The sequence below is a fragment of the Streptomyces sp. NPDC007856 genome (assembly GCF_042868225.1).
Lineage (GTDB): Bacteria > Actinomycetota > Actinomycetes > Streptomycetales > Streptomycetaceae > Streptomyces.
This window is the reverse complement of record NZ_JBIAEC010000003.1, coordinates 26,631-49,636: the sequence shown is the minus strand read 5'-3', so window position 1 is coordinate 49,636 and position 23,006 is coordinate 26,631. Positions and strand designations below refer to the sequence as shown.

Here is a 23,006-nt window from a genome sequence, read left to right as displayed (position 1 = left end):
TACAGGAGGTGGGGCCGCCTGGTCGAACTCACCCCCTGTGCCCGAGCGGTTACGGCGCGGCCGCGTCGATCGCCTTCACGATCCGCTTGTCGGAGACGGGGTACGCCGTGCCGAGGGCGTGGGCGAAGTAGCTGACCCGCAGCTCCTCGATCATCCAGCGGATGTCCAGGACCGAGGACGGCACCGGGTGGCCCTTCGGAAGCTGTTCCAGGAGCCAGGCGTACTCGTCCTGCATCTCGTGGACCTTCTCCATGCGCGTGGTGTCCCGCTGGACGTTCGTCGGCATCTGCTGCAGACGCCGGTCCGCGGCCACCAGGTAGCGCATCAGATCGGGCAGGCGCCGTATGCCCGCCCAGGTGACGAATCCCGGCTTCACGAGGGCGTCCAGCTGCTTGCGTACGTCCGTCAGGTTCGCCAGCAGCGCGGGGCTGCTCACGGCCTTCAGACGGCGCTCACAGGCCTGCCAGGCGGCGAGGACTTGCTGCACCTGGGCGACCGTATGGACCGTCGTGTCGACGATCTCCGCGCGCACCTTGTCGTACAGCTTCCGGTACGACTCCTCGTCCCAGACCGGCCCCCCGAAGTCCGCGATCAGCTTGTCGGCCGCCGCCATCGCGCAGTCGTCGAACAACGCCTGGATGGAGCCGTGCGGATTCGCGGAGAGCGCCAGCTTCTGGGCGTTCGTCAGCTTCTCGGACGCGAACTTCGCCGGGTTCACCGGGATGTTGCGCAGGATCAGCCGCCGGGTGCCCTGCCACATGGCCTCGGCCTGCTCGGCCTCCGTGTCGAAGAGCCGCACCGAGACCGTGTCGCCGTCGTCCACCAGCGCCGGGTACGCCTTCACCGGGTGGCCGGCCCGGCGGGTCTCGAAGACCCGGGTGAGGCTTCCGATCGTCCAGTCGGTCAGCCCCTTGCGCTCCAGCGACTCGCCGCCCTCCCGGGACGCGGTCGCTGCCGCCGCCTGCGACAGCGCCTTCCTCGCCTTCGGCTTCAGCCTGAGCTTCAGCGCCTCCAGGTCCTTGTCCTCGGCCAGCTTCCGGCGCCGCTCGTCGACGATCCGGAAGGTGATCCTGAGGTGGTCGGGGACCTTGGACCAGTCGAAGTCGTCCGCCTCGAACGGGACGCCGACCATCCGCTTCAGCTCGCGGGCCATCGTCACCGTCAGCGGCTCCTGCAGGGGCACCGCCTTCTCCAGGAAGGCCTTCGCGTAGTTCGGCGCCGGTACGTAGTGACGGCGGATCGGCTTCGGGAGCGAGCGGATCAGCTCCGTCACGACCTCCTCGCGCAGGCCCGGGATCTGCCAGTCGAAGCCCTCGTCCGTGACCTGGTTGAGGACCTGGAGCGGGATGTGCACCGTGACGCCGTCCGCGTCCGCGCCCGGCTCGAACTGGTACGTCACCCGGAACTTCAGCTGCCCCTGCCGCCAGGAGTCCGGATAGTCGGCCTTGGTGACCGCCTCCGCCGACTCCCGGATGAGCATCTCCCGCTCGAAGTCCAGGAAGTCGGGCTGCTCATGCCGCTTCCGCTTCCACCAGGAGTCGAAGTGCGCGCCGGAAACGACGTGTTCGGGCACCCGCTGGTCGTAGAAGTCGAAGAGCGTCTCGTCGTCGACGACGATGTCCCGGCGCCGCGCCCGGTGCTCCAGCTCCTCGACCTCGCTGAGGAGTTTGCGGTTGTCGGCGTAGAACTTGTGATGCGTGCGCCAGTCGCCCTCCACCAGCGCGTTGCGGATGAACAGCTCGCGGCTCGTCTCCGGGTCGATGCGGCCGTAGTTCACCTTGCGCTGGGCGACGATCGGGACGCCGTACAGCGTGACCTTCTCGTACGCCATCACGGCCGCCTGGTCCTTCTCCCAGTGCGGCTCGCTGTACGTCCGCTTCAGAAGGTGTCCGGCGAGCGGTTCGACCCACTCGGGCTCGATCTTGGCGTTGACCCGCGCCCAGAGCCGGCTCGTCTCCACCAGCTCGGCCGACATCACGAACTTCGGCTGCTTCTTGAACAGCGCCGAGCCCGGGAAGATCGCGAACTTGGCGTTGCGGGCGCCCAGGTACTCGTTCTTGTTGCCGTCGCGTACGTCCTTCATCCCGATGTGGGAGAGCAGGCCGGCGAGCAGGGAGGTGTGGATGCGGTCGGCGGGGGCGTCGGTACCCGCCGCAGGCTCCTCGAGGTGCATGCCCATCTGCTTGGCGACCGTGCGCAGCTGGGTGTAGATGTCCTGCCATTCGCGGATGCGCAGGAAGTTCAGGTACTCCTGCTTGCACATCCGCCGGAAGGAGCTCGATCCCCGCTCCTTCTGCTGCTCGCGGATGTACCGCCACAGGTTGAGGTAGGCGAGGAAGTCGCTGGTCTCATCCTTGAAGCGGGCGTGCTGCTGGTCGGCCTGCGCCTGCTTGTCGGCCGGGCGCTCGCGCGGGTCCTGGATGGACAGCGCGGCCGCGATGACCATGACCTCGCGGACACAGCCGTTCTTGTCGGCCTCCAGGACCATGCGGGCCAGGCGCGGGTCGACGGGCAGCTGGGCCAGCTTGCGGCCGGTGTCGGTGAGGCGCTTGCGCGGGTCCTTCTGGGCGGCGTCGAGCGCGCCGAGCTCCTGCAGCAGCTGTACGCCGTCACGGATGTTGCGGTGGTCCGGCGGGTCGATGAAGGGGAACTTCTCGATGTCGCCGAGGCCCGCCGCGGTCATCTGCAGGATGACGGAGGCCAGGTTGGTACGGAGGATCTCCGCGTCTGTGAACTCCGGGCGGGCGAGGAAGTCGTCCTCGGAGTACAGCCGGATGCAGATGCCGTCGCTCGTACGGCCGCAGCGGCCCTTGCGCTGGTTGGCACTGGCCTGGGAGATCGGCTCGATGGGCAGCCGCTGGACCTTGGTGCGGTGGCTGTAGCGGCTGATCCGGGCGAAGCCGGGGTCGATGACGTACTTGATGCCGGGGACGGTCAGGGACGTCTCGGCGACGTTCGTGGCCAGAACGATCCTGCGCCCGGTGTGCGGCTGGAAGACCCGGTGCTGCTCGGCGTGCGAGAGCCGGGCGTAGAGGGGCAGGATCTCCGTGCCCTGCCAATCAGCGCCTCCGGCGCGAGGGTACTTCTTCTTCTCCAGCGCGTCGGCGGTGTCCCGGATCTCCCGCTCTCCGGAGAGGAAGACGAGGATGTCGCCCTGGCCTTCGCCCTGCAGCTCCTCGACCGCATCGCAGATCGCGGTGATCTGGTCCCGGTCGGTGTCCTCCGAGTCCTGTTCGAGGAGCGGGCGGTAGCGCACCTCGACCGGGTACGTCCGGCCGCTGACCTCGACGATCGGGGCGTCGTCGAAGTGCCGGGAGAAGCGCTCGGGGTCGATGGTCGCCGAGGTGATGACGACCTTGAGATCCGGCCGTCTGGGCAGCAGCTGGGCCAGGTAGCCGAGCAGGAAGTCGATGTTGAGGGACCGCTCGTGGGCCTCGTCGATGATGATCGTGTCGTAGGCGCGCAGCTCGCGGTCGGTCTGGATCTCGGCGAGCAGGATGCCGTCCGTCATCAGCTTGATGAAGGTGGCGTCCGGGCTGACCTGGTCGGTGAAACGCACCTTCCAGCCGACGGACTCGCCGAGGGGCGTCCTCAGCTCCTCCGCCACGCGCTCGGCTACGGTACGGGCGGCGATACGACGGGGCTGGGTGTGCCCGATCATGCCGCGCACCCCGCGCCCCAGCTCCAGACAGATCTTCGGGATCTGCGTGGTCTTTCCGGAACCGGTCTCACCGGCCACGATGACGACCTGGTGATCGCGGATGGCCGCCGCGATCTCGTCCTTCTTCTGGCTGACCGGAAGCTGCTCGGGGTAGCCGACGGCGGGCACGCGGGAGCGCCGCTCGGCCATGCGGGCCTCGGCCCTGCCGACCTCCGCCTCGATCTCGGCGAGGACGGCGGCGCGGGCCTCCGGCTTACGGATCTTGCGCGCGCCCTCGAGCCGCCGGCCGAGCCGCTGTGCGTCGCGCAGCGACAGCTCGGTCAGACGGGGGGCGAGGGTGCCGAGAGCGGGGGCGGGATGCGTAGACATACGCGGTCCAGGATCTCACCCCGCCCGAAAAACACGCGAACCATTTGACGCGGGGTACGGGGGGAGCGCCCCGAAGGGGTGCGGGGACACCCCCCGGCGAGACGCCGGCGCTTTCCCCAGGACGTGCGCTGGGCAGGTTTCCCTAGGACGTGCGCTGGGCCGGTGGCGCGGAGGCCTGCGCACCGCTGTGCTGGCCCAGCGCGATCGACTTCGCCGTGTTGGAGATGGCCTTGATGCCCAGGTAGGCGGTCGTCATGCTGCTCACGGCGGTGAACGCGGCGGTCAGTATGCCGACGATCACGGACTTGTCCCCGTCGAGCCGCCACACCCCGACGATCGCGACTGTGACGATCGCGAGATTGCTGACGACGATCGCGAGCAGTCCGTACCGCGCCCGGACCTTCTCCAGCTGGGTGTCCCCCGTCACGGCGGTGGCCTGGTCCTGGCTCATCTCCCCGTTCCTCCATTCAGCAGCTCTGCGACCCGTGCGTCCACCTGAGCCCGGTCATACCCACGCCGGACGATGTCGAACAGTGGCGGCGCTCCGAGTGCCGTGCCTTCGGCCAGCCGGGTCAGATAGGCGTCCACCTGGGCGCGGTCGTAACCACGCCGAGCGACGTCGAAGCCCCGGAAATCGCCTGCCATGAATGTCCCCCTACGACGAAGGCCCCGTTCGCTGAACCGGGCCTTCTGGCTGTGGCTGGGGCCGGGGTCGAACCGGCGACCTTCCGCTTTTCGGGCCGCGTGCAGGTGGGGCGCGCCTTGATCATAGGGCTGAACCGCGTCGGCTGCGTAAGCAACTCAGATCAAGGCTTTACCTGTTCCGCGTTGTTCGTGGTCGGCTGTGTGGCTAGCGTTCCTGCGCCCCCCGTCTCCGGATCTCGCATCGGCATTGATCGGCGGCATCCGATTGGTATGGGCAGACCACTCGGTCCCCCATCGTCACCACCACAAGAAGGGCATTTCCTTGCTCTCAAGGAGACGTCGGGCGGCATCCACCGCCGCCCTGCTGTCCACCACGGCACTCATATCGACCGGATGGCTCACGGCTACCGCGTCCGCCGCACCGTCGGCCACCGGGGCGTCCCATGTCAGACACCTGTGCGCCCACGCCACCACGCCGGGCCACGTGGCGTGCCTCGCCGAGGCGCGCACCGACGTCGTGCAGCACCTGAGCGTCAGCCCGAACACCACTCCGTCCGGTTACGGCCCATCGGACCTGCAGAGCGCCTACAACCTGCCGTCCTCCACAGCCGGTTCGGGCCGCACCGTCGCGGTCGTCGACGCCATGGACGACCCCAACGCCGAGTCCGACCTCGCCGCCTACCGGTCCCAGTACGGCCTCCCCGCCTGCACCACGGCCAACGGCTGCTTCAAGAAGGTGAACCAGACCGGCGGCACCACCTACCCGAGCGCGGACACCGGCTGGGCCGGCGAGATCTCGCTCGACCTCGACATGGTCAGCGCCGCCTGCCCGCAGTGCCACATCATGCTCGTCGAGGCCTCCTCCACGGACATGACGGACATCGGCAAGGCCGAGAACGAGGCCGTCGCCCTCGGCGCGAAGTATGTCTCCAACTCCTTCGGCGGCCCCGAGGATCCGACCGAGACCACCGCTGACGTCCAGTACTTCAACCACCCCGGCGTCGCCATCACCGTCAGCGCAGGAGACAGCGACTACGGCGCCGAGTACCCGGCCTCCTCCCCCTACGTCACGGCCGTCGGCGGCACCTCCCTCAGCCGCGCGAGCAACACCCGCGGCTGGAGCGAGTCGGTCTGGTCCAACGACAGCACCCACGGCACCGGATCCGGCTGCTCCGCCGACGAGGCCAAGCCCACCTGGCAGTCCGACACCGGCTGCGGCAAGCGCACCGTCGCCGACGTCTCCGCGGTTGCCGACCCGGCCACCGGCGTCGCCGTCTACGACACCTACGGCGCCTCCGGCTGGGACGTCTACGGCGGCACCAGCGCCTCCTCGCCCCTCATCGCGGCCACCTACGCGCTCGCCGGCACCCCGACCGCGAACAGCTACCCGTCCTCGTACCCCTACGGCCACACGTCGGCGCTGAACGACGTCACCTCGGGCAGCGACGGCACCTGCTCACCGAGCTACCTGTGCACCGCCGGCAACGGCTACGACGGCCCGACCGGCCTCGGCACCCCCAACGGCGCCACCGCCTTCGCCGGCGGCGCGGGCACGGTCAACTCGCTGCAGCCAGGCCGGAAGCTCACCGCCGGCCACCGTCTGAGCAGCGCGAACATCACGCTTGCGATGGGTACCGACGGCAACCTGGTCGCCTACCTCAAGACGAACGGAACGAGTAGCAGCGGCCCGGCGATCTGGTCCACCCACACCAACGGCCACTCCGGCGCCTACGCCTACATGCAGACCGACGGCAACCTCGTCGTCTACTCGAGCACCGGCAGCGCGCTCTGGTCCACCCACACCAACGGCCACAGCGGCGCCTACTTCCTGGTGCAGGACGACGGCAACATGGTGGTCTACGGCTCCGGCGGTGGGCCCGGCACCGGCGGCTCGCTGTGGTCGGACGGCACTTACACGCGGTCGACGAAGATCGGCTCGGGTCAGAAGCTCCAGGGCGGCTGGTGGGCCCAGACCCAGTACACCCGCCTGGTGATGCAGCCGGACGGCAACTTCGTGATCTACCGCAATCACGACGGCAAGGCGATCTGGTCCGCCGGCACTTCCGGGCACTCCGGCGCCTACGCCTACATGCAGACCGACGGCAACCTCGTCGTCTACTCGAGCACCGGCAGCGCGCTCTGGTCCACCCACACCAACGGCCACAGCGGCGCGTACGGCCTGCTGCAGACGGACGGCAACTTCGTCGTCTACACAAGCACCGGCGGTCCCGGTAAGGGCGGCGCCCTGTGGGCCAGCAACACTCGGTCGTACGTGCCCTGAGTCGTACGCTCCTGAAAGAAGGGCGATGACCTGGGAAAGCCCAGGTCATCGCCCTGATCACCACCGGCTGGCTCGCCCCCTCGGTGGGGGCCGACACGAAAGAGCCCCTCCCCGGCGGAATCGGGGAGGGGCTCAAGCCCTGTGAGGGCGGTTGTGGCTGGGGCCGGGGTCGAACCGGCGACCTTCCGCTTTTCAGGCGGACGCTCGTACCAACTGAGCTACCCAGCCGCGGTGTTTCACGTGAAACACCAGCGGTCCTGACGGGATTTGAACCCGCGGCCTCCACCTTGACAGGGTGGCGAGCACTCCAAACTGCTCCACAGGACCAAGCTTGCGTGCAACAGTGTCGCACACGGTATTGCGTGCCCCCAACGGGATTCGAACCCGTGCTACCGCCTTGAAAGGGCGGCGTCCTAGGCCGCTAGACGATGAGGGCTATCGGCCCGCCTGGGCGCTTCTCAGCGCGTCGGGGACGTGAGAAGCATATGGGATGGCGGGGAGTATCGCCAAAACGGTTTACGGCGAGGGCGCCGACGAGGTGGGGGAGGAGGGCGAGGGGGTGCCCGGGGAAGGTGTGGTCCTCGGTCGGTTCTCGTCCGCCAGATGGCGGCTGACCTCGGCCGTTGTCTCGCCCAGCCCGCCCAGTTTGATCGCGTCCCAGGCCTGGAGACGGTGGCTGTCGCGGTCGAAATAGAGGATCGAGGCCTCGATGGGCGCGGGGTACCCGCGCTCCAGCGCCCGCAGCCCGCTTCCGCCCGTGGAACCCTCCATGCGCAGCCGGGTGCCGTAGGGCAGCCTCTCGTCCCCCTCGTGGTGCAGATGGCCGCACAGCACCAGGGGCACCGCGCCGTCCGTCTCACGGGCCGCCGACGGCTCATGGGCGATCGCGACATCGACCGGGGTGCCGGCCGCCCGCTGGTCGCGCAGGGCGCTGGCCAGCCGGTCGCCTGCCAGTTGCTCGGCCGCGTTGCCGCCGGGCACCACCGAGCGGTCGGGGGTGAACTGCGGGTCCCCGATGCCCGCGAAACGCAGGCCCGCGACCGTCTGCGCCCGGCCGTCGTCCAGAACGTGCACGTTCTTCATCCGCTCCAGGTAGCGCTGGGTGATCCGGGAGTCGTGGTTGCCCCGCACCCAGACGTACGGCGCTCCCAGGTCCCGGATGGGGTCCAGGAAGCCGTTCTCCGCCGCCGTACCGTGGTCCATCGTGTCGCCGGAGTCGACGATCACGTTCACCTTGTACTGCTCCACCAGCGAGGCGATGATCTTCCAGCTCGCCGGGTTGAGGTGGATGTCCGACACGTGCAGGACCCGGATGGTGGAGGGGTCCGGCTGGTAGGCCGGGAGCGTGGAGGTGACGTCGTAGAGCTTCGTCACATTCGTCACCAGACGGGCCAGCTCCTTCTGGTAGACGTCGAACTCGGTGACGATGCTGCGCGCGTTGCCGACCACCGCCGGTGCCGAGGTGAGCAGCCCGGAGAACTTCGGTTCCATGACCGACTTCGGGTTCCAGGTGGCGTATGCGCTCGCCCCGGACGCGGCCAGCAGCGCCAGGGCGAGGCCGCCCGCGGCCAGGGCGCGGCGGGGGCTGCGGTAGACGGCGAGCCCGAGGGCCGAGGCGCCGGCCACCACGGCGACACAGGAGCGCAGGGCCAGGTCCAGTGTGTCGTGCTCGACGTCCCTGGCGACCTCGTCCTGGAGGCCGGAGATCCGTTCGGGGTGGTCGACCAGGGCCTGCGCGCGTAGCGGATCCAGCTGGTCCACGTTGACGTCCAGGCGGAGTGGGGCCACGTGGCTGTCCAGGGTGAGCGCGCCCAGCGGCGAGACATTGATCTTCGTACCGCCGGTGAACGAGGGGCGCAGCGCCATCGTCGTGTTCATCGGGCCGACCGGGGCCCGTACGTTTCCGACGATCAGCAGGCCCAGCCAGGCGCCGACGAGGACGACAGCCGTGAGGCCGAGGGCGCGGAGCCAGGGGCGGGGGCGGGCGGCGAGTTCCAGCGCGGGGAGCCTGCGGGTGCCGCGGCGGCGGGGGCGCAGCGGGATCGTCGTACTGCGCATGCGGTTCGTCATGGTGCGGAGGGCTGCGACGGAGACGCGGACCATTGGTGCCGTATGCCCATGTACCCGGGCGGATATGCGGTGGCGCACCGCTCTCGTACGGGCCCTCGTACCGGACAATGACCCTGTGCTGGAGATGACGCGTGAGGAGTTCGAGGAACTGGTCGCCGAGGCGCTCGACCGGATCCCGCCGGAGCTGATGCGGCTCATGGACAACGTGGCGGTGTTCGTGGAGGACGAACCGCCCGCTGACGACCCCGGGCTGCTCGGACTGTACGAGGGCACGCCGCTGACCGACCGGGGCGAGTGGTACGCGGGGGTGCTGCCCGACCGGATCACCATCTACCGCGGGCCGACGCTGCGGATGTGCGAGTCGCGCGAGGACGTCGTCGTGGAGACCGAGGTGACCGTGGTGCACGAGATCGCCCATCACTTCGGCATCGACGACGCCCGGCTGCACACCCTTGGGTACGGGTGAGACAGCCCTGGGTATCGGTGGGCGCCGAAGGTGACGCGGGCGTGGCCGGGCGACCGTGAGGGGCGCGTGGTCGCGCGGGGATGCGTGCGGGGCGCGTGTCCTCTTGCGGGCGGCGGGAGTTGGGGAGGTTGACTCCTTTCCTTGCCTCCGGAGGTGGCCGCCGTGCGCCCCATGTCCGTACCCGTCCGGCTCACCGTCACGGTGCTGACCCTCGCCGCTGCCGCCGGCTGTGTGAACGTGGGCGACGACGCGGGCCGGACCAGGCCCTCGCACTCCGCGGGGCGGCACGGGGGCGAGGGGTCCGACGGCGGCCCGGTGGACGACGGCGGCGGCCCCGGCGGGCACGACGGCGCGAGGGGTGACGGCGAGCACGAGCACGGCGGCAAGAAGAAACCGGGAGAGGAGTCGGCCTCTCCGTCGGCCACCGCCTCGTCCGGCGAGGGCAGCTCGCCCGCGGCCCCGGCGAAGCCCGGCAAGCCCGGCGGGACCGTCGACCCCGGCGGCCCGGCGCCGACCAACGCCCCGCCGACGCCTCCGGCCACCTCCGCCCCGCCCCCGCCGCCCGCCTCCACCCCGCCACCGGCGACCTCCGAGCCCCCGTCGGCCGAGCCGTCCTCCTCGGCCCACGAGGGGCCGGGGACACAGCTCATCGAGCGCGAACCGGCACCGGAGCCCGGGGCGGACGTCGCGGCGTGATCGTCGGACGCACCAAAGGCACGGCTCACCTGCGGATATGGAGCCGGTTTGCCTTCAGGGGCAGTGAGTGCGTATGGTGGCAGATCGTTTGATCCCATTTGCCCGGCGCCACCACAGAGCGCGCCGTGTGGCGCGTACTCTCCTTTGCCGTGGCGGACCGCATCGAGGCGGTCGTGAGCGAATCACGGAGTTGACGGGCGCGTGCCGACGAGACTCCGGAAGGTTTCGCATTCGCATGTCCGTGTCCAGTACTGATCAGTTCGTCGTGTCCGAGAACGAGCTCAACGAGCTCGATGAGCTCGACAAGGAGCTCAACGACGCGACGGCCGAGATCACCGAGGCCCCCGAGGCCGCTGACACCACCCCCCAGACCACCTTCGCCGACCTCGGCCTGCCCGAGGGCGTTGTGCGCAAGCTCGCGCAGAACGGCGTGACGACCCCCTTCCCGATCCAGGCCGCGACCATCCCGGACGCCCTGGCCGGCAAGGACATCCTCGGCCGTGGCCGCACCGGCTCCGGCAAGACCCTCTCCTTCGGTCTGCCGACCCTGGCCCAGCTGGCCGGCGGCCGCACCGAGAAGAAGCGGCCCCGCGCCGTCATCCTCACCCCGACCCGCGAGCTGGCCATGCAGGTCGCCGACGCCCTCCAGCCGTACGGCGACGTCGTCGGCCTGAAGATGAAGGTCGTCTGCGGCGGCACCTCGATGGGCAACCAGATCTACGCCCTGGAGCGCGGCGTCGACATCCTGGTCGCCACCCCGGGCCGGCTGCGCGACATCATCAACCGCGGCGCCTGCTCCCTCCAGGACGTCCAGATCGCCGTCCTCGACGAGGCCGACCAGATGTCCGACCTGGGCTTCCTGCCCGAGGTCACCGAACTGCTCGACCAGGTCCCGGCCGACGGCCAGCGCATGCTCTTCTCCGCCACCATGGAGAACGAGATCCAGACCCTGGTCGACCGCTACCTGAACAGCCCCGTCTCCCACGAGGTGGACGCGGCCCAGGGCGCGGTGACGACCATGTCGCACCACATCCTCATCGTGAAGCCCAAGGACAAGGCGCCGGTCACGGCCGCGATCGCCTCCCGCAAGGGCCGCACGATCATCTTCGTCCGCACCCAGCTGGGCGCCGACCGCGTCGCCGAGCAGCTGCGCGAGGCGGGCGTGAAGGCCGACGCGCTGCACGGCGGCATGACCCAGGGTGCCCGCACCCGCACCCTGGCCGACTTCAAGGACGGGTACGTCAACGTCCTCGTCGCCACCGACGTCGCCGCCCGCGGCATCCACGTCGACGGCATCGACCTCGTCCTGAACGTCGACCCGGCCGGCGACCACAAGGACTACCTGCACCGCGCCGGCCGTACGGCCCGCGCGGGCCGCACCGGCACGGTCGTCTCCCTCTCCCTGCCGCACCAGCGGCGCCAGATCTTCCGTCTGATGGAGGACGCCGGCGTCGACGCGGCCCGCCACATCATCCAGGGCGGTGCCGCCTTCGACCCGGAGGTCGCCGAGATCACCGGCGCCCGCTCCATGACCGAGGTCCAGGCCGAGTCCGCCGCCAACGCCGCCCAGCAGGCCGAGCGCGAGGTCGCCCAGCTCACCAAGCAGCTGGAGCGCGCCCAGCGCCGTGCGACCGAGCTGCGCGAGGAGGCCGACCGGCTGGTCGCCCGGGTCGCCCGCGAGCGCGGCGAGGACCCGGAGGCCGCGGTGGCCGAGGCCCAGGCGACGGCGGCGGAGGAGCTCGCGGCCGTGGCCGAGGAGCCGGCGCAGCGGGAGCCCGAGCGCGAGGAGCGTCCGGCGGCTTCGGCGCCGTACGAGCGCCGGGAGCGGCGCGGCTTCGACCGGGACCGGGGTGAGCAGCGCGGCGACCGAGGCTTCGAGCGCCGTGAGGACCGTGGCGGCCGTGGCTTCGACCGCGACCGTCGTGACGACCGCCGCCCCTTCGACCGTGACCGCCGTGACGACCGTGGTTTCGAGCGTCGTGACGACCGGGGTGGCCGTGGTTTCGAGCGTCGCGAGGACCGTCGTCCGTTCGACCGTGACCGCCGTGATGACCGCGGTAGCCGTGGTTTCGAGCGCCGTGACGACCGGGGTGGCCGTGGCTTCGACCGCGACCGAGCCGAGCGTCGCGACGACCGTCGTCCGTTCGACCGTGACCGTCGCGACGACCGCGCCGACCGTGGTTTCGAGCGCCGTGACGACCGCGGTGGCCGTTCCTTCGACCGCCGTGACGACCGTGGCGGCTTCCGCCGGGACGAGCGCGGCGGGCACCGGGGCAGCGACCGTCCGTTCAACCGCGACCGCCGGGACGACCGCCCGGGCTTCCGCACCGGCGGCCACGAGCGTCCCTACGGCCGCCGTGACGACCACCGCGGCAACGGCTCCTCCTTCGGCCGCCGCGAGGACAAGCCGCGCTGGAAGCGCAACGGCTGACGCCGCGCCCCACGAGGGTGACGGCTGACGCCGAGTGACCCGACAAGGGCCCGTACGACCCCGGTCGTACGGGCCCTTCGGCATTGTCCTGCGGGCAACCGCTACCGCTGCAGCGGCGACGGCAAGGGATGGTTCGCCGCCCACGTGAAGATCGGGACCGGCCGGCAGGGCTGCAAGGTCTCTTCTGAGAGGCGTCTTGCAGGGGCTTTTTTTGGCCATGTTATGACGCATGTCACGCCTTCGGTAAGGGAATTGCTGGGGGCATGACAGATGACGCGAGAGTGAGCGGGCAGCAGGAAATGTCCGGCCCGTCCGGCCTGTCGGACGAGGAACGGCTGGCCCAGCTCGGTTACACCCAGGTCCTCGCCCGCCGGATGTCGGCGTTCTCGAACTACGCCGTCTCCTTCACGATCATCTCGGTCCTCTCCGGCTGCCTGACCCTCTACCTCTTCGGCATGACCACCGGCGGCCCCGCGGTGATCACCTGGGGCTGGGTGGCGGTGGGCCTGATGACCCTGTTCGTCGGCCTGTCGATGGCCGAGATCTGCTCGGCGTACCCCACCTCGGCGGGCCTGTACTTCTGGGCGCACCGCCTCGCCCCACCCCGCTCGGCGGCGGCCTGGGCCTGGTTCACCGGCTGGTTCAACGTGCTGGGCCAGGTCGCGGTGACCGCCGGCATCGACTTCGGCGCGGCCTCCTTCCTGGGCGCGTACCTGGACCTCCAGTTCGGCTTCAAGGTGACTCCGGGCCGCACGGTCCTCATCTTCGCGGCGATCCTGATCCTCCACGGCCTGCTGAACACCTTCGGTGTCCGGATCGTCGCGTTCCTGAACGACGTGAGCGTGTGGTGGCACGTGCTGGGCGTCGCGGTGATCGTCGGCGCGCTCGCCTTCGTCCCCGACCACCATCAGTCGGCGACGTTCGTGTTCACGAAGTTCGTCAACGAGACGGGCTGGGGCAGCGGCACCTACGTCGTCCTGCTCGGCCTCCTGATGGCCCAGTACACCTTCACCGGCTACGACGCCTCCGCCCACATGACCGAGGAGACCCACGACGCCTCCACGGCGGGCCCGAAGGGCATCGTCCGCTCGATCTGGACGTCCTGGATCGCCGGCTTCGTGCTCCTGCTCGGCTTCACGTTCGCGATCCAGTCGTACGACAAGGAACTGGCGTCCCCGACGGGCGTGCCCCCGGCCCAGATCCTCCTGGACGCGCTCGGAGCGACGACGGGGAAGCTGTTGCTGCTGGTCGTGATCGGCGCCCAGCTCTTCTGCGGCATGGCCTCGGTGACCGCCAACAGCCGCATGATCTACGCCTTCTCACGCGACGGCGCGCTGCCCTTCTCCCGCGTCTGGCACACGGTCAGCCCCCGCACCCGCACCCCCGTGGCCGCGGTCTGGCTGGCCGCGCTGGCCGCCCTCGTCCTCGGCCTGCCCTACCTGATCAACTCGACGGCGTACGCGGCGGTGACCTCCATCGCCGTCATCGGCCTCTACATCGCGTACGTCATCCCGACCTTCCTGCGGGTCCGCAAGGGGGCCGCCTTCGAACGCGGGCCCTGGCACCTGGGCCGCTGGTCGGGCGCGATCGGCGTGGTCTCGGTGCTGTGGGTGGCCGCGATCACCATCCTCTTCATGCTCCCGCAGGTCTCCCCGGTCACCTGGAAGACGTTCAACTACGCCCCGGTCGCGGTCCTGGTCGTCCTCGGCTTCGCCGCGACCTGGTGGCTGGCCTCGGCCCGCCACTGGTTCCTCGGCGAGGAGCGGACCCGGGCCCCGGAGCTGGTCGAAAAGTGACCATCCGGAGCCTTGCTCCCCTCCCGACGCGGCCGCGTCACCGATACCCGATCGGAGACACGGCCGCGTCCGGCTATGCTCGGACAGGCAACATCGCCTGGGCCCTTAGCTCAATTGGCAGAGCAGTGGACTTTTAATCCATTGGTTGTGGGTTCGAGTCCCACAGGGCCTACGGGTTGCAGGCGGGGGATATGGCCCCTGACCTGCTGGGCAGCGCCTGAGTCGGCTTCGGTCGGCTCGGGCGCTGCTTCGTTTTCAGGCCCGTGCGTGAGCGATGCGTGAGCGGATGTGCCCGTGGCCTGCGGAACGTGCTTGGGCCCGGCGGCGGTGGATACCCCGTAGGTATGGGGTCAAGCAGAGTGCCCCACGAGTGGGCCGTCTGCCGCGGATGTCTCCATGGACCCGTTCGGCAGGCGGTGTGCTCGGCTCGGATGAGTCTGTCCGGCGCCACATTTCCGGTTGCCGGCGACGTACGGTGAAAGTACCGAGGGTGTCACGCACTCCGACTCTCCTGTCGGGTCGTCCTCGGCGAGAGACGAAAACCCGGGCCGCCCGAGCGGACGGTGCGGAGACGGGTCGGCATCATGGCCACCGCGATCACAGCAACTCCGCGACCCTCCCTGGTCATCGCGTTTCCCTGCCGAGGGGCGGCGTGACGGTCGTGCAGCGGCTGGACATCCACCGGCGTGACCGGGGAGAGCGGGCCCTCGTCACGCTCGTCGGCGCGATCGGACCCGCCACGGCTCCCCTGTTGCGGGCCGCGCTGGAGCAGTGCCTGCGCGACGGCGTGACCGGCATCGACGTCGATCTCACCACCGTCGGCTTCTGTGACTCCCAGGGCCTGGACGTCTTCCTGACGGCGTCGCAACACGCGGACCGGGCGCATGCTTTCGTGCGGCTGCACCATCCGTGCGCCCAGATCACCCGACTTCTCACCGTCACCGGCTCCGCCTCCCTGGTCAGTGAGGTGCCGGGTGCGTCTCCGTCGGCCGACGAGCAGCAGGGCGGCGGCGGCCTGGTCAGTGCACCTGTAGTGAAGGACGGGATCCGTCTCCGCCGCCTGACCCGCTGGCAGGCGGAGGACCTGAGCGAGGACATCGCCGACCTGGCCGTGGAACCCCTCGCGGGCTTGTCAGCGAGCGCGGACCGGGAGCGGGGCGACTTCTTGGGGCGGCTTGCCGTCAGCGCCCGACGGCCCGGCTTTGCGTTGCTGGTCGCCGAAACGACGGTGCTGGTGGGGTGCGCCTTCGGATTCCCGGTGGGTCCCGGTGCCCGCTCGGAGCGGGGGTTGCAGGAGAGCGTCCAGCGGCTCACCGGCTGTGCCCGGTTCCTGCTCCTCACCCAGGTCGTTGCGCATCATCACGCCCAGCGCCGAGACATCGGTCGCCGTCTGCAACAGCGTCTGCTGGCCGACCGGCGCACCGCGCTCGGAGTCGCCCTGATCCGTCCGGCAGACCAGGCCGGCCAGGCCGCCTTCGAGTCCTGGGGCTGGCGAAATTGCGGAGAGATGGTGGGGCTGCCCGGTCTGGGCACACCCTGCGTGCTGGTCCTCTTCCCGGAGAACGCACCTGTACCGGCGCCTCCGGCCTTGGGCCCGGGCCGGGCGTAGCCTGGGAGACACCGAGAGCATGTCGGGCGCACGATCTGGCGGCGCCGTTCCCGGCGAGTGACGAACGAGGGCAGCGCCTTCACTGCCCGGGACGGGATCGCACGATGGACTCCCTCACACCGCCCGCCGGAGGTATGCCAACGGATGACGAGCACACGTACCGGATGCCGCTGGCGCGGTTGAGCCTCACCCCGGAGTCCAGCCACGGCCCGCTCGACGGAGCATGGTGGCCGCGCTGTGACGTCCTCGAGCTGGAGTTGCCCGCCCTCGTGGGCTCGTTGGACCCCGGCCACGGTACGGTCACCCGCGTCACGGTGGGGACTGCCGCGTGGCCCGACGCCCCGGGAACGGTGTCCTCGCCCGACCACGTGATCGAGGTCGTTCTGAGCGATGCCGCCGACGAAGCGCATGCCATCACCCTGGAGTGCGGCACCGTGGGGCGCTGGGAGCTGCTGGTCATCCCGCCCGACGAGCCGACGGGAACGGCCGGTCGGCTGCTGACGGCCGCCGCCGATCCCTGGAACACGCAGTCGGCTCAGCGCATCCTCGCCCGTGTCGAGGACGGCCTCGGCCAGGAGAGCGGCAGGCAGCGGAACGGCCCATGATGGACTGATGGGACAGGCAGCTCTTTCGTCGGCCACCGCCGCCCGTGTCCGCGTGGATCACGTCGGGTGAGCGGATGACGGCCGAACCACGCGCGGACCGCTCCGAGAGCTTCGGGGAAGCGCTCCTCGGGACGGTTCTCGATCGCGCACACGAGCTTCCGCCCCACCTCGTCGGCCCACTGGTCGCCGACATGATGGAGCGGCTGGGGGGCCGCCGTCCGCAGATCCTGCTGCAGGACTACGGCCAGCTGCTGCTCGTACCCCTGCCCGGTGAGGGCCTCGCGGGCGGGGACCCCCAGGTGATCGACGATTCCGCCGCGGGCCGCTGCTTTCTCGGTGCGCTGCCCGTCGAGCTGCCCGAGGGTGACGGCGTACGCGTCCACCTGCCGCTGCTCGACGGCGGCGACCAGGTGGGCGTCATGGCCGTGACGCTGGACCGGGTCGACGACGACGACCGCCGCATGCTGCGCCGGCTCTCCGCTCTGGTGGCCGACCTGCTGGTGACCAAGCACGGATATTCCGACCTGTTCTTCCGTACCCGACGCCGTGAACCGATGAGCGTGGCCGCCGAGATCCAGTGGGCGCTGCTGCCGCCCCTGGCCATGATCATGTCGCGCGTCGCCCTGGCCGGAGTCCTGGAGCCCGCGTACGACGTGGCGGGGGACAGCTTCGACTACGCGCTCAACGGCGACGTCCTCCACCTGGCCATGATCGACGCGATGGGGCACGGCCTCGGCGCGGCCACGATGGCCACCGTGGCCATCGGCGCGTACCGCTATGCCCGCCGCCTGAGCACCGGCCTGACGGAGATCTACGCCTTCATGGACGACGCCGTGGCGAAGCAGTTCGGCGCCGACCACTTCGTCACCGCGCAGATGATGCGGCTGGACACGACGACGGGCCACCTGCAGTGGGTCAACGCCGGACACCCCGCACCGATACTCGTCCGCGACCACCGTGTCACGCGCCGACTGGTCGGCCCGACGACTCTCCCCGTGGGCCTTGGCGGTGCGGAGCCGGAGGTAAGTGCGCTGGGGTTGGAACGGGGAGACCGCGTCCTGTGCTTCACCGACGGGCTGATCGAGGAGCACGCGGCGGGCGAGGAGCAGTTCGGGGAGGAGCAGTTGATCGACTGGGTGAACGGGCTGGAGAGAACCGGCCGCGGGGTCCGGGCGGTGGCGCGTGCCCTGTCGCACACACTCAAGCGGGCGCGGGGCGGCCAGACCACGGACGATGCGACGCTGCTCCTGGTGGAGTGGCGCGGCTGACCGGACCGCAGGGTCTGTCCCGGTGCGGGGCGACTCATCAGCCCGACGCTGTCTGTCCGCCTCCCACAGGGTCTGCATCCGGCGCCGGCCGACACCGGCGCGGACCACCCTGCCCAGCGCGCTCATCCGGCCACCGTCCGCACGACGTCGCGGGCGATCCGGCCGTCGACGAGTTCGACGGTGCGGGTCGCGCAGGAGGCCGCCAGCGCGGTGTCGTGCGTGACCAGCACGATCGTCTGCCCCTCGCGATTCAGCTCGGCCAGCAGGTCCCGGACCTCCACCGCGGAGGGGCTGTCCAGCGCACCGGTCGGCTCGTCGGCCAGCAGCAGTCGCGGACTGTTCATCAGCGCCCTCGCCACCGCGACCCGTTGCCGTTCACCGCCGGAGAGACGGCCGGGGAAAGCGCGCGCGTGCCGGGCGATACCCAGGCGCTCCAGCAGGCCGGTCGCCTCGTGCCGGGCCAGGGCGCGCGGTCGGCCCGCCAACTGGGCCGGCAGCAGCACGTTGTCCGCCACGGTCAGGTCGTCCAGCAGGTTGAAGAACTGGAAGACCATCCCGATCCGTTCCCTGCGGTACCTCGCCAGCTCGGCCTCGCCCAGCCCGTCCAGGCGGAGTCCGTCCACGGTGACGGTGCCCTCCGAGGGCCGGTCCAGCCCGGCGATCAGGTTGAGCAGGGTGGACTTGCCGCTGCCCGAAGGCCCGAGGATCGCCAATGCCTCGCCGGGGTTCACCTCCAGGTCCAGGCCGGCCAGCGCCGAGGGGCCGCCGTCGTACTTCTTGCTCGCGTCGCGGATCTCGATGATCGGCGCGGTCACGGGTCCTCCCACGTGTCGGGGCGACGACCGGGGCACCGCTCCTGCGGTGACCGTCGTAGCCGCCGAAGGAGCTAGGGAGAGACGGGAGTTCGCCGACACGGGGCTGAGCGGGGTCTTGGCGGTGTAGCTGGCTACATCCCGCTTCCGGGGCCCAGGACCGATGCCGGGCGGTACGGCCGGCTCGCACACTGGTCCGGAGCGACAGGGGAGGAGAGCGGACGTGAGCGGTAGTGCGATCAGCCCGGGCAGCGGGCCTGGACCCCGCAGCCCGTACCACGGCGTGCGAGGGGAATCGGAACCGGAACCCGAGCCGTCCCGGATCGGCAGGGGCGTCCTGGCGACGGTCCGGCTGGCCGCGGTCTGGGGCGTCAGCCTGATCGGGGCCGCGGCCCTGCTGGCCGTCCCCGGACTGCTCGCGGTCGACCTGCTGGTCCGGGCGTGGCAACCGCCGGCCTCCGCGATGACGAGCGGCGCCAGTAAGGACAGGTACCACTTCTGGCTGTTGACGGTCCTCGCCCTGCTTCCCTGCGCGGTGCTGGGGGCGCGCCGGCTTGTCCGCGGCGGCAGGGCGGGCCGGGTCGGCGAGGGCGTCTTCGGGAAGGGCTGGGCGACGCTGCTGGTCCCGCCGGTCCTGACGCTGGCCGCCCTGGCGGTCCGTCACGGGCCGCTGCCCGGCGGCGACCACGGCGTCGTCTGGCTCAGCTTGCCGCTGCTCCCCTGCAGCCTGCTGGGCATGCGCTGGGTGGCCGGGCTGCACCGGAGGATGGCGGGTTCGTGGTGCGGGGTGCCCGTCCCGGTGCCGTACCGTGCCGCGCCCGCCACCGGCGGACGATCGCTGTGGGGGCGATCCCGGCTGTGGGCACGTTGGCTCCTGACCGACCCGGCGACCTGGCGGGACCTGCTGTGGACCTCCTTCACCGGAGGCGTGGGCTGTGTCCTCGCCGCGCTGCTCGCCATCCCCCTCTACGTCGCGGCTCAGATACTCGGCACGTTCCTCGGTTCCGCCACGCTGCAGCCCGCCAACGCGCATGTGTTCCTGGCACTCCTCACGGTGACGACGGCGTTTCTGACGGCGCTGCCGCTCGTGCTGTGGGCCGCGCCCCGGCTGATGTCGGCGTACGGCCGGTCGGCCCGCTATCTGCTGGGCCCCAGCCGACAGGAGGAACTGGCGCAACGCGTCGACCACCTGGCGCAGACCCGGTCCGACACCCTCGACGCCGGGGCGGCCGAGATGCGCCGGATCGAGCGCGATCTGCACGACGGCGCGCAGGCCCGGCTGGTGGCCATGGGCATGGCCCTGGACACGGCGGAACACCTGTTGGCCACCGACCCCGAGGCGGCGCGGAGCATGCTGGCCGAGGTCAAGGCGTCCTCGGCGCGGGCGCTGGCGGAACTGCGTGACCTGATCCGCGGCATCCATCCGCCGGTACTGGCCGACCGGGGCCTGGCCGACGCGGTGCACGCACTCGCCCTCGACCTGCCGTACCGGCTGCACTTCAGCTCCGACCTGCCGGGCCGGGCGCCCGCTCCGGTGGAGTCGGCGGCCTACTTCACGGTGAGCGAGCTGCTGGCCAATGTGACCAAGCACGCGGAGGCCCGGCAGATATGGATCGAGATCGGCCATGACGGCGGTGCGGCCACGGGTACGCTGCGGATCACCGTCACCGACGACGGCCGGGGTGGGGCCGATCCCGCGGCCGGCACGGGCCTGCGCGGTGTCGAGCGTCGCCTCGCCTCCTTCGACGGAGTGCTCGCCGTCAGCAGCCCGCCCGGCGGTCCGACCATCGTGAACATGGAGATCCCGTGCGCGTTGTCATCGCCGAAGACCTCTTCCTCCTGAGGGACGGCCTGACGCGTCTGCTGGAGGCACACGGATTCGAGGTGGCGGCGGCCGTGGACAACGGCCCGGACCTGCTGGCCGCGGTGGCGGCGGAGAGACCCCACGCGGCGATCGTGGACGTACGACTGCCACCGACCTTCACCGACGAGGGCCTGCGCGCCGCACTGGAGGCCCGCCGGCTCACCCCCGGGCTTCCGGTCCTGGTCCTCTCCCAGTACGTCGAGCAGCTCTACGCCCGTGAGTTGCTGGCCGCCGGCCAGGGCGGCACCGGGTACCTCCTCAAGGACCGGGTGATGGACGGCGCCCAGTTCATCGACGCGGTGCGGCGGGTGGCGGCAGGCGGCACCGCGATGGACCCCGAGGTGATCGCCCGTCTGCTGGCCCACAACTCCGCCGACGGCCCCGTGGCCGCGCTGAGCCCGCGCGAGCGGGAGGTGCTCGCGCTGATGGCGGAGGGGCGCTCCAACGCTGCCATCGCCCAGCACCTGGTGATCACCGAGCGGTCGGTGTCCAAGCACACGGCCTCGATCTTCACGCGGCTCGGCCTGCAGCCCTCCGACGACGACAACCGGCGCGTCCTCGCGGTGCTGGCGTACCTCAACCGCTGAAGGCGCTCCTGCCGACTCGCCCGCGAACCCGTCCCACACGGTCAGGAGGCGACGATGCCGATGCCGTCGCCGAGCAGTTTGAGGCCGAGGACGAAGAACAGGACCGCCATGACGGCGACGTTGTGGCGGGTGGCCCAGTCCCGCCAGTTGCCGAGCACGCTTTTCGCCCGTTCGCCCATGAGCAGGTAGACGGCGAGCGGTGCGAGTACGCCGACCGAGGCAATGAGCACGAAGACGGCGAGGGCGCCGATCTGTTGCGGGAGGGGGATTCCGGCCGAGCTGATCGAGGCACCGGCGGCGATGGTCAAAGGGGCGTTCTTGGCGTTGGCCGCCGACAGCGCGAGCCCGAGTCCGAGGATCTTCAGCGGGGTGAACCGGTCGATCGCGGCCATCCACTTCGGCAACTGCGCCTGGGCGGGGTCGGCGGGGCGCCGACGCCACAATCGGGCGCCGAACAGAACCAGGAGCAGCCCGAGGGCGAGTTTCAGGGCCCCTACCCAGGTGGCCGGGTGCTTGTGGGTGGAGGCACTGCCCGAGCCGCCCACGGCGAGCATGATCGCTCCCAGGACGGCGAGGCCCAGGACCCAGCCGAGGGCGAAGAGCGGGCCGTTGAGGTGACCGCGGGGCGTCGCCAGGATGAGGATGATCGCCACGATGGGCAGGGGACTGACGGCGACACCGGCTGCCAGGCCCAGCACATCACCGACAGCGTGTCCCAAGGCGGCCTCCGTTGAGTGCGGGGCGGACGGATGGCGACGGGCGTGTCCATCGTTGCCTGGCGCAGCTCTCCGTGCGCGCTGCATGCGCCGAACGAGTCGACGGCCGAAGGCGGGATTCCCGCGGCGGCGTTCGCAGTCTGTCCGTGCGTGCCTGGCAGGGAGTGGGGCCGCTTCCGCCGAGGGTGTCGGGCAGGCGGTCCGCGACGCGCACGCCAAGGGATACGGGGATGGCCGAGGCCGGCCGACGGCCGACCTGGGCCCGGGCGTTCAGCGGCGGCGGTGTTCCGACCTGACGGGGGTGGCGGGCTTGGTCGCGCGGACGAGGGCGGAGTGCATGCCGTCCGCGACGGAGTGGGCCGGGGCGATCTCGATGTCCGTGAACCCGGCGGCCTCCAGGCCGGCGCGGTACTCGGCGAAGGACAGCGCGCCGGCGATGCAGCCGACGTGGTCGCCACGCCGCGCGCGCTGTTCGGGCGTGAGCGCGTCGTCGGCGACGACGTCGAAGACGCCGATCCGGCCGCCGGGCCGCAGGACCCGGAAGGTCTCGGCGAAGACGGCGGGCTTGTCGACGGACAGGTTGATCACGCAGTTGGAGATGACCACGTCGACGGTGTTCGCGGGCAGCGGGATCGCCTCGATGGTGCCCTTGAGGAACTCCACGTTCGTCGCACCCGCCCTCGCCGCGTTGGCGCGGGCCAGGGCGAGCATCTCCTCGGTCATGTCCAGGCCGTACGCCTTCCCCGTCGGCCCCACCCGGCGGGCGGACAACAGGACGTCGATGCCGCCTCCGGAGCCGAGGTCCAGCACGCGTTCGCCCTCGCGGAGTTCGGCGACGGCGGTGGGGTTGCCGCAGCCGAGGGAGGCGGCGACCGCTTCGGCGGGCAGGGCGTCGCGCTCGTCGGTGGCGTAGCGGGCGGAGCCGAAGTTCTCGTCGGCCTCGACCGGTTCGGACCCGCAGCAGGCGATGCCGCCCTCGGTGACGTGCATGGCTGCTGCGGCGTACCGCCGGCGGACGGTTTCGCGCAGGTCGGTGGGCTGCTCGCTCATCGGTTCACTCCAGGGTGACGGGGCACGCATGGTGGCGGGAACGGCCTGTATTGACGTTCATTGATGCAACCTTGCGCCTT

The 23,006-nt window shown here is 70.7% G+C and carries 17 protein-coding genes and 4 tRNA genes; 11 read left to right on the top strand and 10 right to left on the bottom strand.

The window, feature by feature from the left end; translation table 11 throughout:
• Nucleotides 1-49: 49 nt before the first annotated feature.
• The 3 genes from hrpA to ACFYOH_RS08200 all read right to left on the bottom strand — a co-directional run bounded on the left by hrpA (nt 50) and on the right by ACFYOH_RS08200 (nt 4,675).
• A complete protein-coding gene (hrpA, locus tag ACFYOH_RS08210) occupies nt 50-4,030 on the bottom strand; it encodes an ATP-dependent RNA helicase HrpA (RefSeq protein ID WP_388622422.1) in 3,981 nt (1,326 codons plus the stop codon).
• A 142-nt stretch (nt 4,031-4,172) separates the two neighbouring features.
• On the bottom strand, nt 4,173-4,481 hold the full coding sequence (locus tag ACFYOH_RS08205) for a hypothetical protein (protein WP_388622420.1): 309 nt from the start codon (nt 4,479-4,481) through the stop codon (nt 4,173-4,175).
• Entirely contained in the window at nt 4,478-4,675 is a 198-nt protein-coding gene (locus tag ACFYOH_RS08200) for a DivIVA domain-containing protein (protein ID WP_388622418.1), read from the bottom strand. The genes ACFYOH_RS08205 and ACFYOH_RS08200 overlap by 4 nt, the downstream gene beginning before the upstream one ends.
• Nucleotides 4,676-4,997: 322 nt before the next feature.
• Here ACFYOH_RS08200 and ACFYOH_RS08195 point away from each other — a divergent pair, with 322 nt between their 5' ends.
• Nucleotides 4,998-6,956 carry a hypothetical protein gene (locus ACFYOH_RS08195; protein WP_388622417.1) on the top strand — a complete coding sequence of 653 codons (1,959 nt, stop codon included), beginning with the start codon at nt 4,998-5,000 and terminating at the stop codon, nt 6,954-6,956.
• A gap of 154 nt (nt 6,957-7,110) precedes the next feature.
• Here the strand turns inward: ACFYOH_RS08195 and ACFYOH_RS08190 are convergent.
• The 4 genes from ACFYOH_RS08190 to ACFYOH_RS08175 form a co-directional block, all read right to left on the bottom strand.
• Nucleotides 7,111-7,184: transfer RNA gene (locus ACFYOH_RS08190), tRNA-Phe, on the bottom strand.
• Between the two features lie 24 nt (nt 7,185-7,208).
• Nucleotides 7,209-7,283 (bottom strand) — tRNA-Asp (locus ACFYOH_RS08185).
• Nucleotides 7,284-7,319: 36 nt separating this feature from the next.
• A tRNA-Glu gene (locus tag ACFYOH_RS08180) sits at nt 7,320-7,392 on the bottom strand.
• 80 nt (nt 7,393-7,472) lie between these two features.
• Nucleotides 7,473-9,026: a metallophosphoesterase gene (locus ACFYOH_RS08175; protein ID WP_388622415.1), complete on the bottom strand. Its 1,554-nt coding sequence runs from the start codon at nt 9,024-9,026 to the stop codon at nt 7,473-7,475.
• 115 nt (nt 9,027-9,141) lie between these two features.
• On the opposite strand from ACFYOH_RS08175, the gene ACFYOH_RS08170 reads away from it, so the two are divergent.
• The 8 genes from ACFYOH_RS08170 to ACFYOH_RS08135 all read left to right on the top strand — a co-directional run bounded on the left by ACFYOH_RS08170 (nt 9,142) and on the right by ACFYOH_RS08135 (nt 17,897).
• Nucleotides 9,142-9,492: a metallopeptidase family protein gene (locus tag ACFYOH_RS08170; RefSeq protein WP_388622413.1), complete on the top strand. Its 351-nt coding sequence runs from the start codon at nt 9,142-9,144 to the stop codon at nt 9,490-9,492.
• 171 nt (nt 9,493-9,663) lie between these two features.
• Nucleotides 9,664-10,188 (top strand): hypothetical protein, encoded by a 525-nt coding sequence (locus ACFYOH_RS08165; RefSeq protein ID WP_388622411.1) that lies wholly within the window; start codon nt 9,664-9,666, stop codon nt 10,186-10,188.
• Between the two features lie 235 nt (nt 10,189-10,423).
• The gene (locus tag ACFYOH_RS08160; protein WP_388622409.1) at nt 10,424-12,619 is read left to right on the top strand and encodes a DEAD/DEAH box helicase; all 2,196 of its coding nucleotides are present in this window, start codon (nt 10,424-10,426) and stop codon (nt 12,617-12,619) included.
• A gap of 263 nt (nt 12,620-12,882) precedes the next feature.
• Nucleotides 12,883-14,415: an amino acid permease gene (locus ACFYOH_RS08155; RefSeq protein WP_388622407.1), complete on the top strand. Its 1,533-nt coding sequence runs from the start codon at nt 12,883-12,885 to the stop codon at nt 14,413-14,415.
• Nucleotides 14,416-14,514: 99 nt separating this feature from the next.
• Nucleotides 14,515-14,587: transfer RNA gene (locus ACFYOH_RS08150), tRNA-Lys, on the top strand.
• A 480-nt stretch (nt 14,588-15,067) separates the two neighbouring features.
• Nucleotides 15,068-16,024 carry an STAS domain-containing protein gene (locus ACFYOH_RS08145; RefSeq protein ID WP_388622405.1) on the top strand — a complete coding sequence of 319 codons (957 nt, stop codon included), beginning with the start codon at nt 15,068-15,070 and terminating at the stop codon, nt 16,022-16,024.
• 134 nt (nt 16,025-16,158) lie between these two features.
• A complete protein-coding gene (locus ACFYOH_RS08140; RefSeq protein WP_388622403.1) occupies nt 16,159-16,629 on the top strand; it encodes a DUF5994 family protein in 471 nt (156 codons plus the stop codon).
• A 74-nt stretch (nt 16,630-16,703) separates the two neighbouring features.
• A complete protein-coding gene (locus ACFYOH_RS08135; RefSeq protein WP_388622401.1) occupies nt 16,704-17,897 on the top strand; it encodes a PP2C family protein-serine/threonine phosphatase in 1,194 nt (397 codons plus the stop codon).
• Nucleotides 17,898-18,019: 122 nt separating this feature from the next.
• On the opposite strand, the gene ACFYOH_RS08130 is transcribed toward ACFYOH_RS08135, so the two are convergent.
• Nucleotides 18,020-18,712 carry an ABC transporter ATP-binding protein gene (locus ACFYOH_RS08130; RefSeq protein ID WP_388622399.1) on the bottom strand — a complete coding sequence of 231 codons (693 nt, stop codon included), beginning with the start codon at nt 18,710-18,712 and terminating at the stop codon, nt 18,020-18,022.
• Nucleotides 18,713-18,932: 220 nt separating this feature from the next.
• Between ACFYOH_RS08130 and ACFYOH_RS08125 the strand changes: the two genes are divergently transcribed.
• Entirely contained in the window at nt 18,933-20,552 is a 1,620-nt protein-coding gene (locus ACFYOH_RS08125; RefSeq protein WP_388622397.1) for a histidine kinase, read from the top strand.
• Complete coding sequence (locus ACFYOH_RS08120) at nt 20,516-21,160, top strand: LuxR C-terminal-related transcriptional regulator (protein ID WP_388622395.1); 645 nt, start codon at nt 20,516-20,518, stop codon at nt 21,158-21,160. The genes ACFYOH_RS08125 and ACFYOH_RS08120 overlap by 37 nt, the downstream gene beginning before the upstream one ends.
• A 41-nt stretch (nt 21,161-21,201) precedes the next feature.
• Here the strand turns inward: ACFYOH_RS08120 and ACFYOH_RS08115 are convergent, their stop codons facing one another.
• Together ACFYOH_RS08115 and arsM are read right to left on the bottom strand one after the other, a co-directional pair.
• A complete protein-coding gene (locus tag ACFYOH_RS08115; protein ID WP_388622393.1) occupies nt 21,202-21,879 on the bottom strand; it encodes a GAP family protein in 678 nt (225 codons plus the stop codon).
• A gap of 267 nt (nt 21,880-22,146) precedes the next feature.
• A complete protein-coding gene (arsM, locus tag ACFYOH_RS08110; RefSeq protein WP_388622392.1) occupies nt 22,147-22,926 on the bottom strand; it encodes an arsenite methyltransferase in 780 nt (259 codons plus the stop codon).
• Between the last annotated feature and the right edge of the window lie 80 nt (nt 22,927-23,006).

Excerpts from the sequence above, each read along its gene's own strand:
- ACFYOH_RS08155 (WP_388622407.1), top strand. The coding sequence starts at position 12,883 with ATGACAGATGACGCGAGAGTGAGCGGGCAGCAGGAAATGTCCGGCCCG.
- ACFYOH_RS08140 (WP_388622403.1), top strand. The coding sequence starts at position 16,159 with ATGCCAACGGATGACGAGCACACGTACCGGATGCCGCTGGCGCGGTTG.
- hrpA (WP_388622422.1), bottom strand. The coding sequence starts at position 4,030 with ATGTCTACGCATCCCGCCCCCGCTCTCGGCACCCTCGCCCCCCGTCTG.
- ACFYOH_RS08165 (WP_388622411.1), top strand. The coding sequence starts at position 9,664 with ATGTCCGTACCCGTCCGGCTCACCGTCACGGTGCTGACCCTCGCCGCT.
- arsM (WP_388622392.1), bottom strand. The coding sequence starts at position 22,926 with ATGAGCGAGCAGCCCACCGACCTGCGCGAAACCGTCCGCCGGCGGTAC.
- ACFYOH_RS08200 (WP_388622418.1), bottom strand. The coding sequence starts at position 4,675 with ATGGCAGGCGATTTCCGGGGCTTCGACGTCGCTCGGCGTGGTTACGAC.
- ACFYOH_RS08135 (WP_388622401.1), top strand. The coding sequence starts at position 16,704 with ATGACGGCCGAACCACGCGCGGACCGCTCCGAGAGCTTCGGGGAAGCG.
- ACFYOH_RS08205 (WP_388622420.1), bottom strand. The coding sequence starts at position 4,481 with ATGAGCCAGGACCAGGCCACCGCCGTGACGGGGGACACCCAGCTGGAG.
- ACFYOH_RS08175 (WP_388622415.1), bottom strand. The coding sequence starts at position 9,026 with ATGACGAACCGCATGCGCAGTACGACGATCCCGCTGCGCCCCCGCCGC.
- ACFYOH_RS08160 (WP_388622409.1), top strand. The coding sequence starts at position 10,424 with ATGTCCGTGTCCAGTACTGATCAGTTCGTCGTGTCCGAGAACGAGCTC.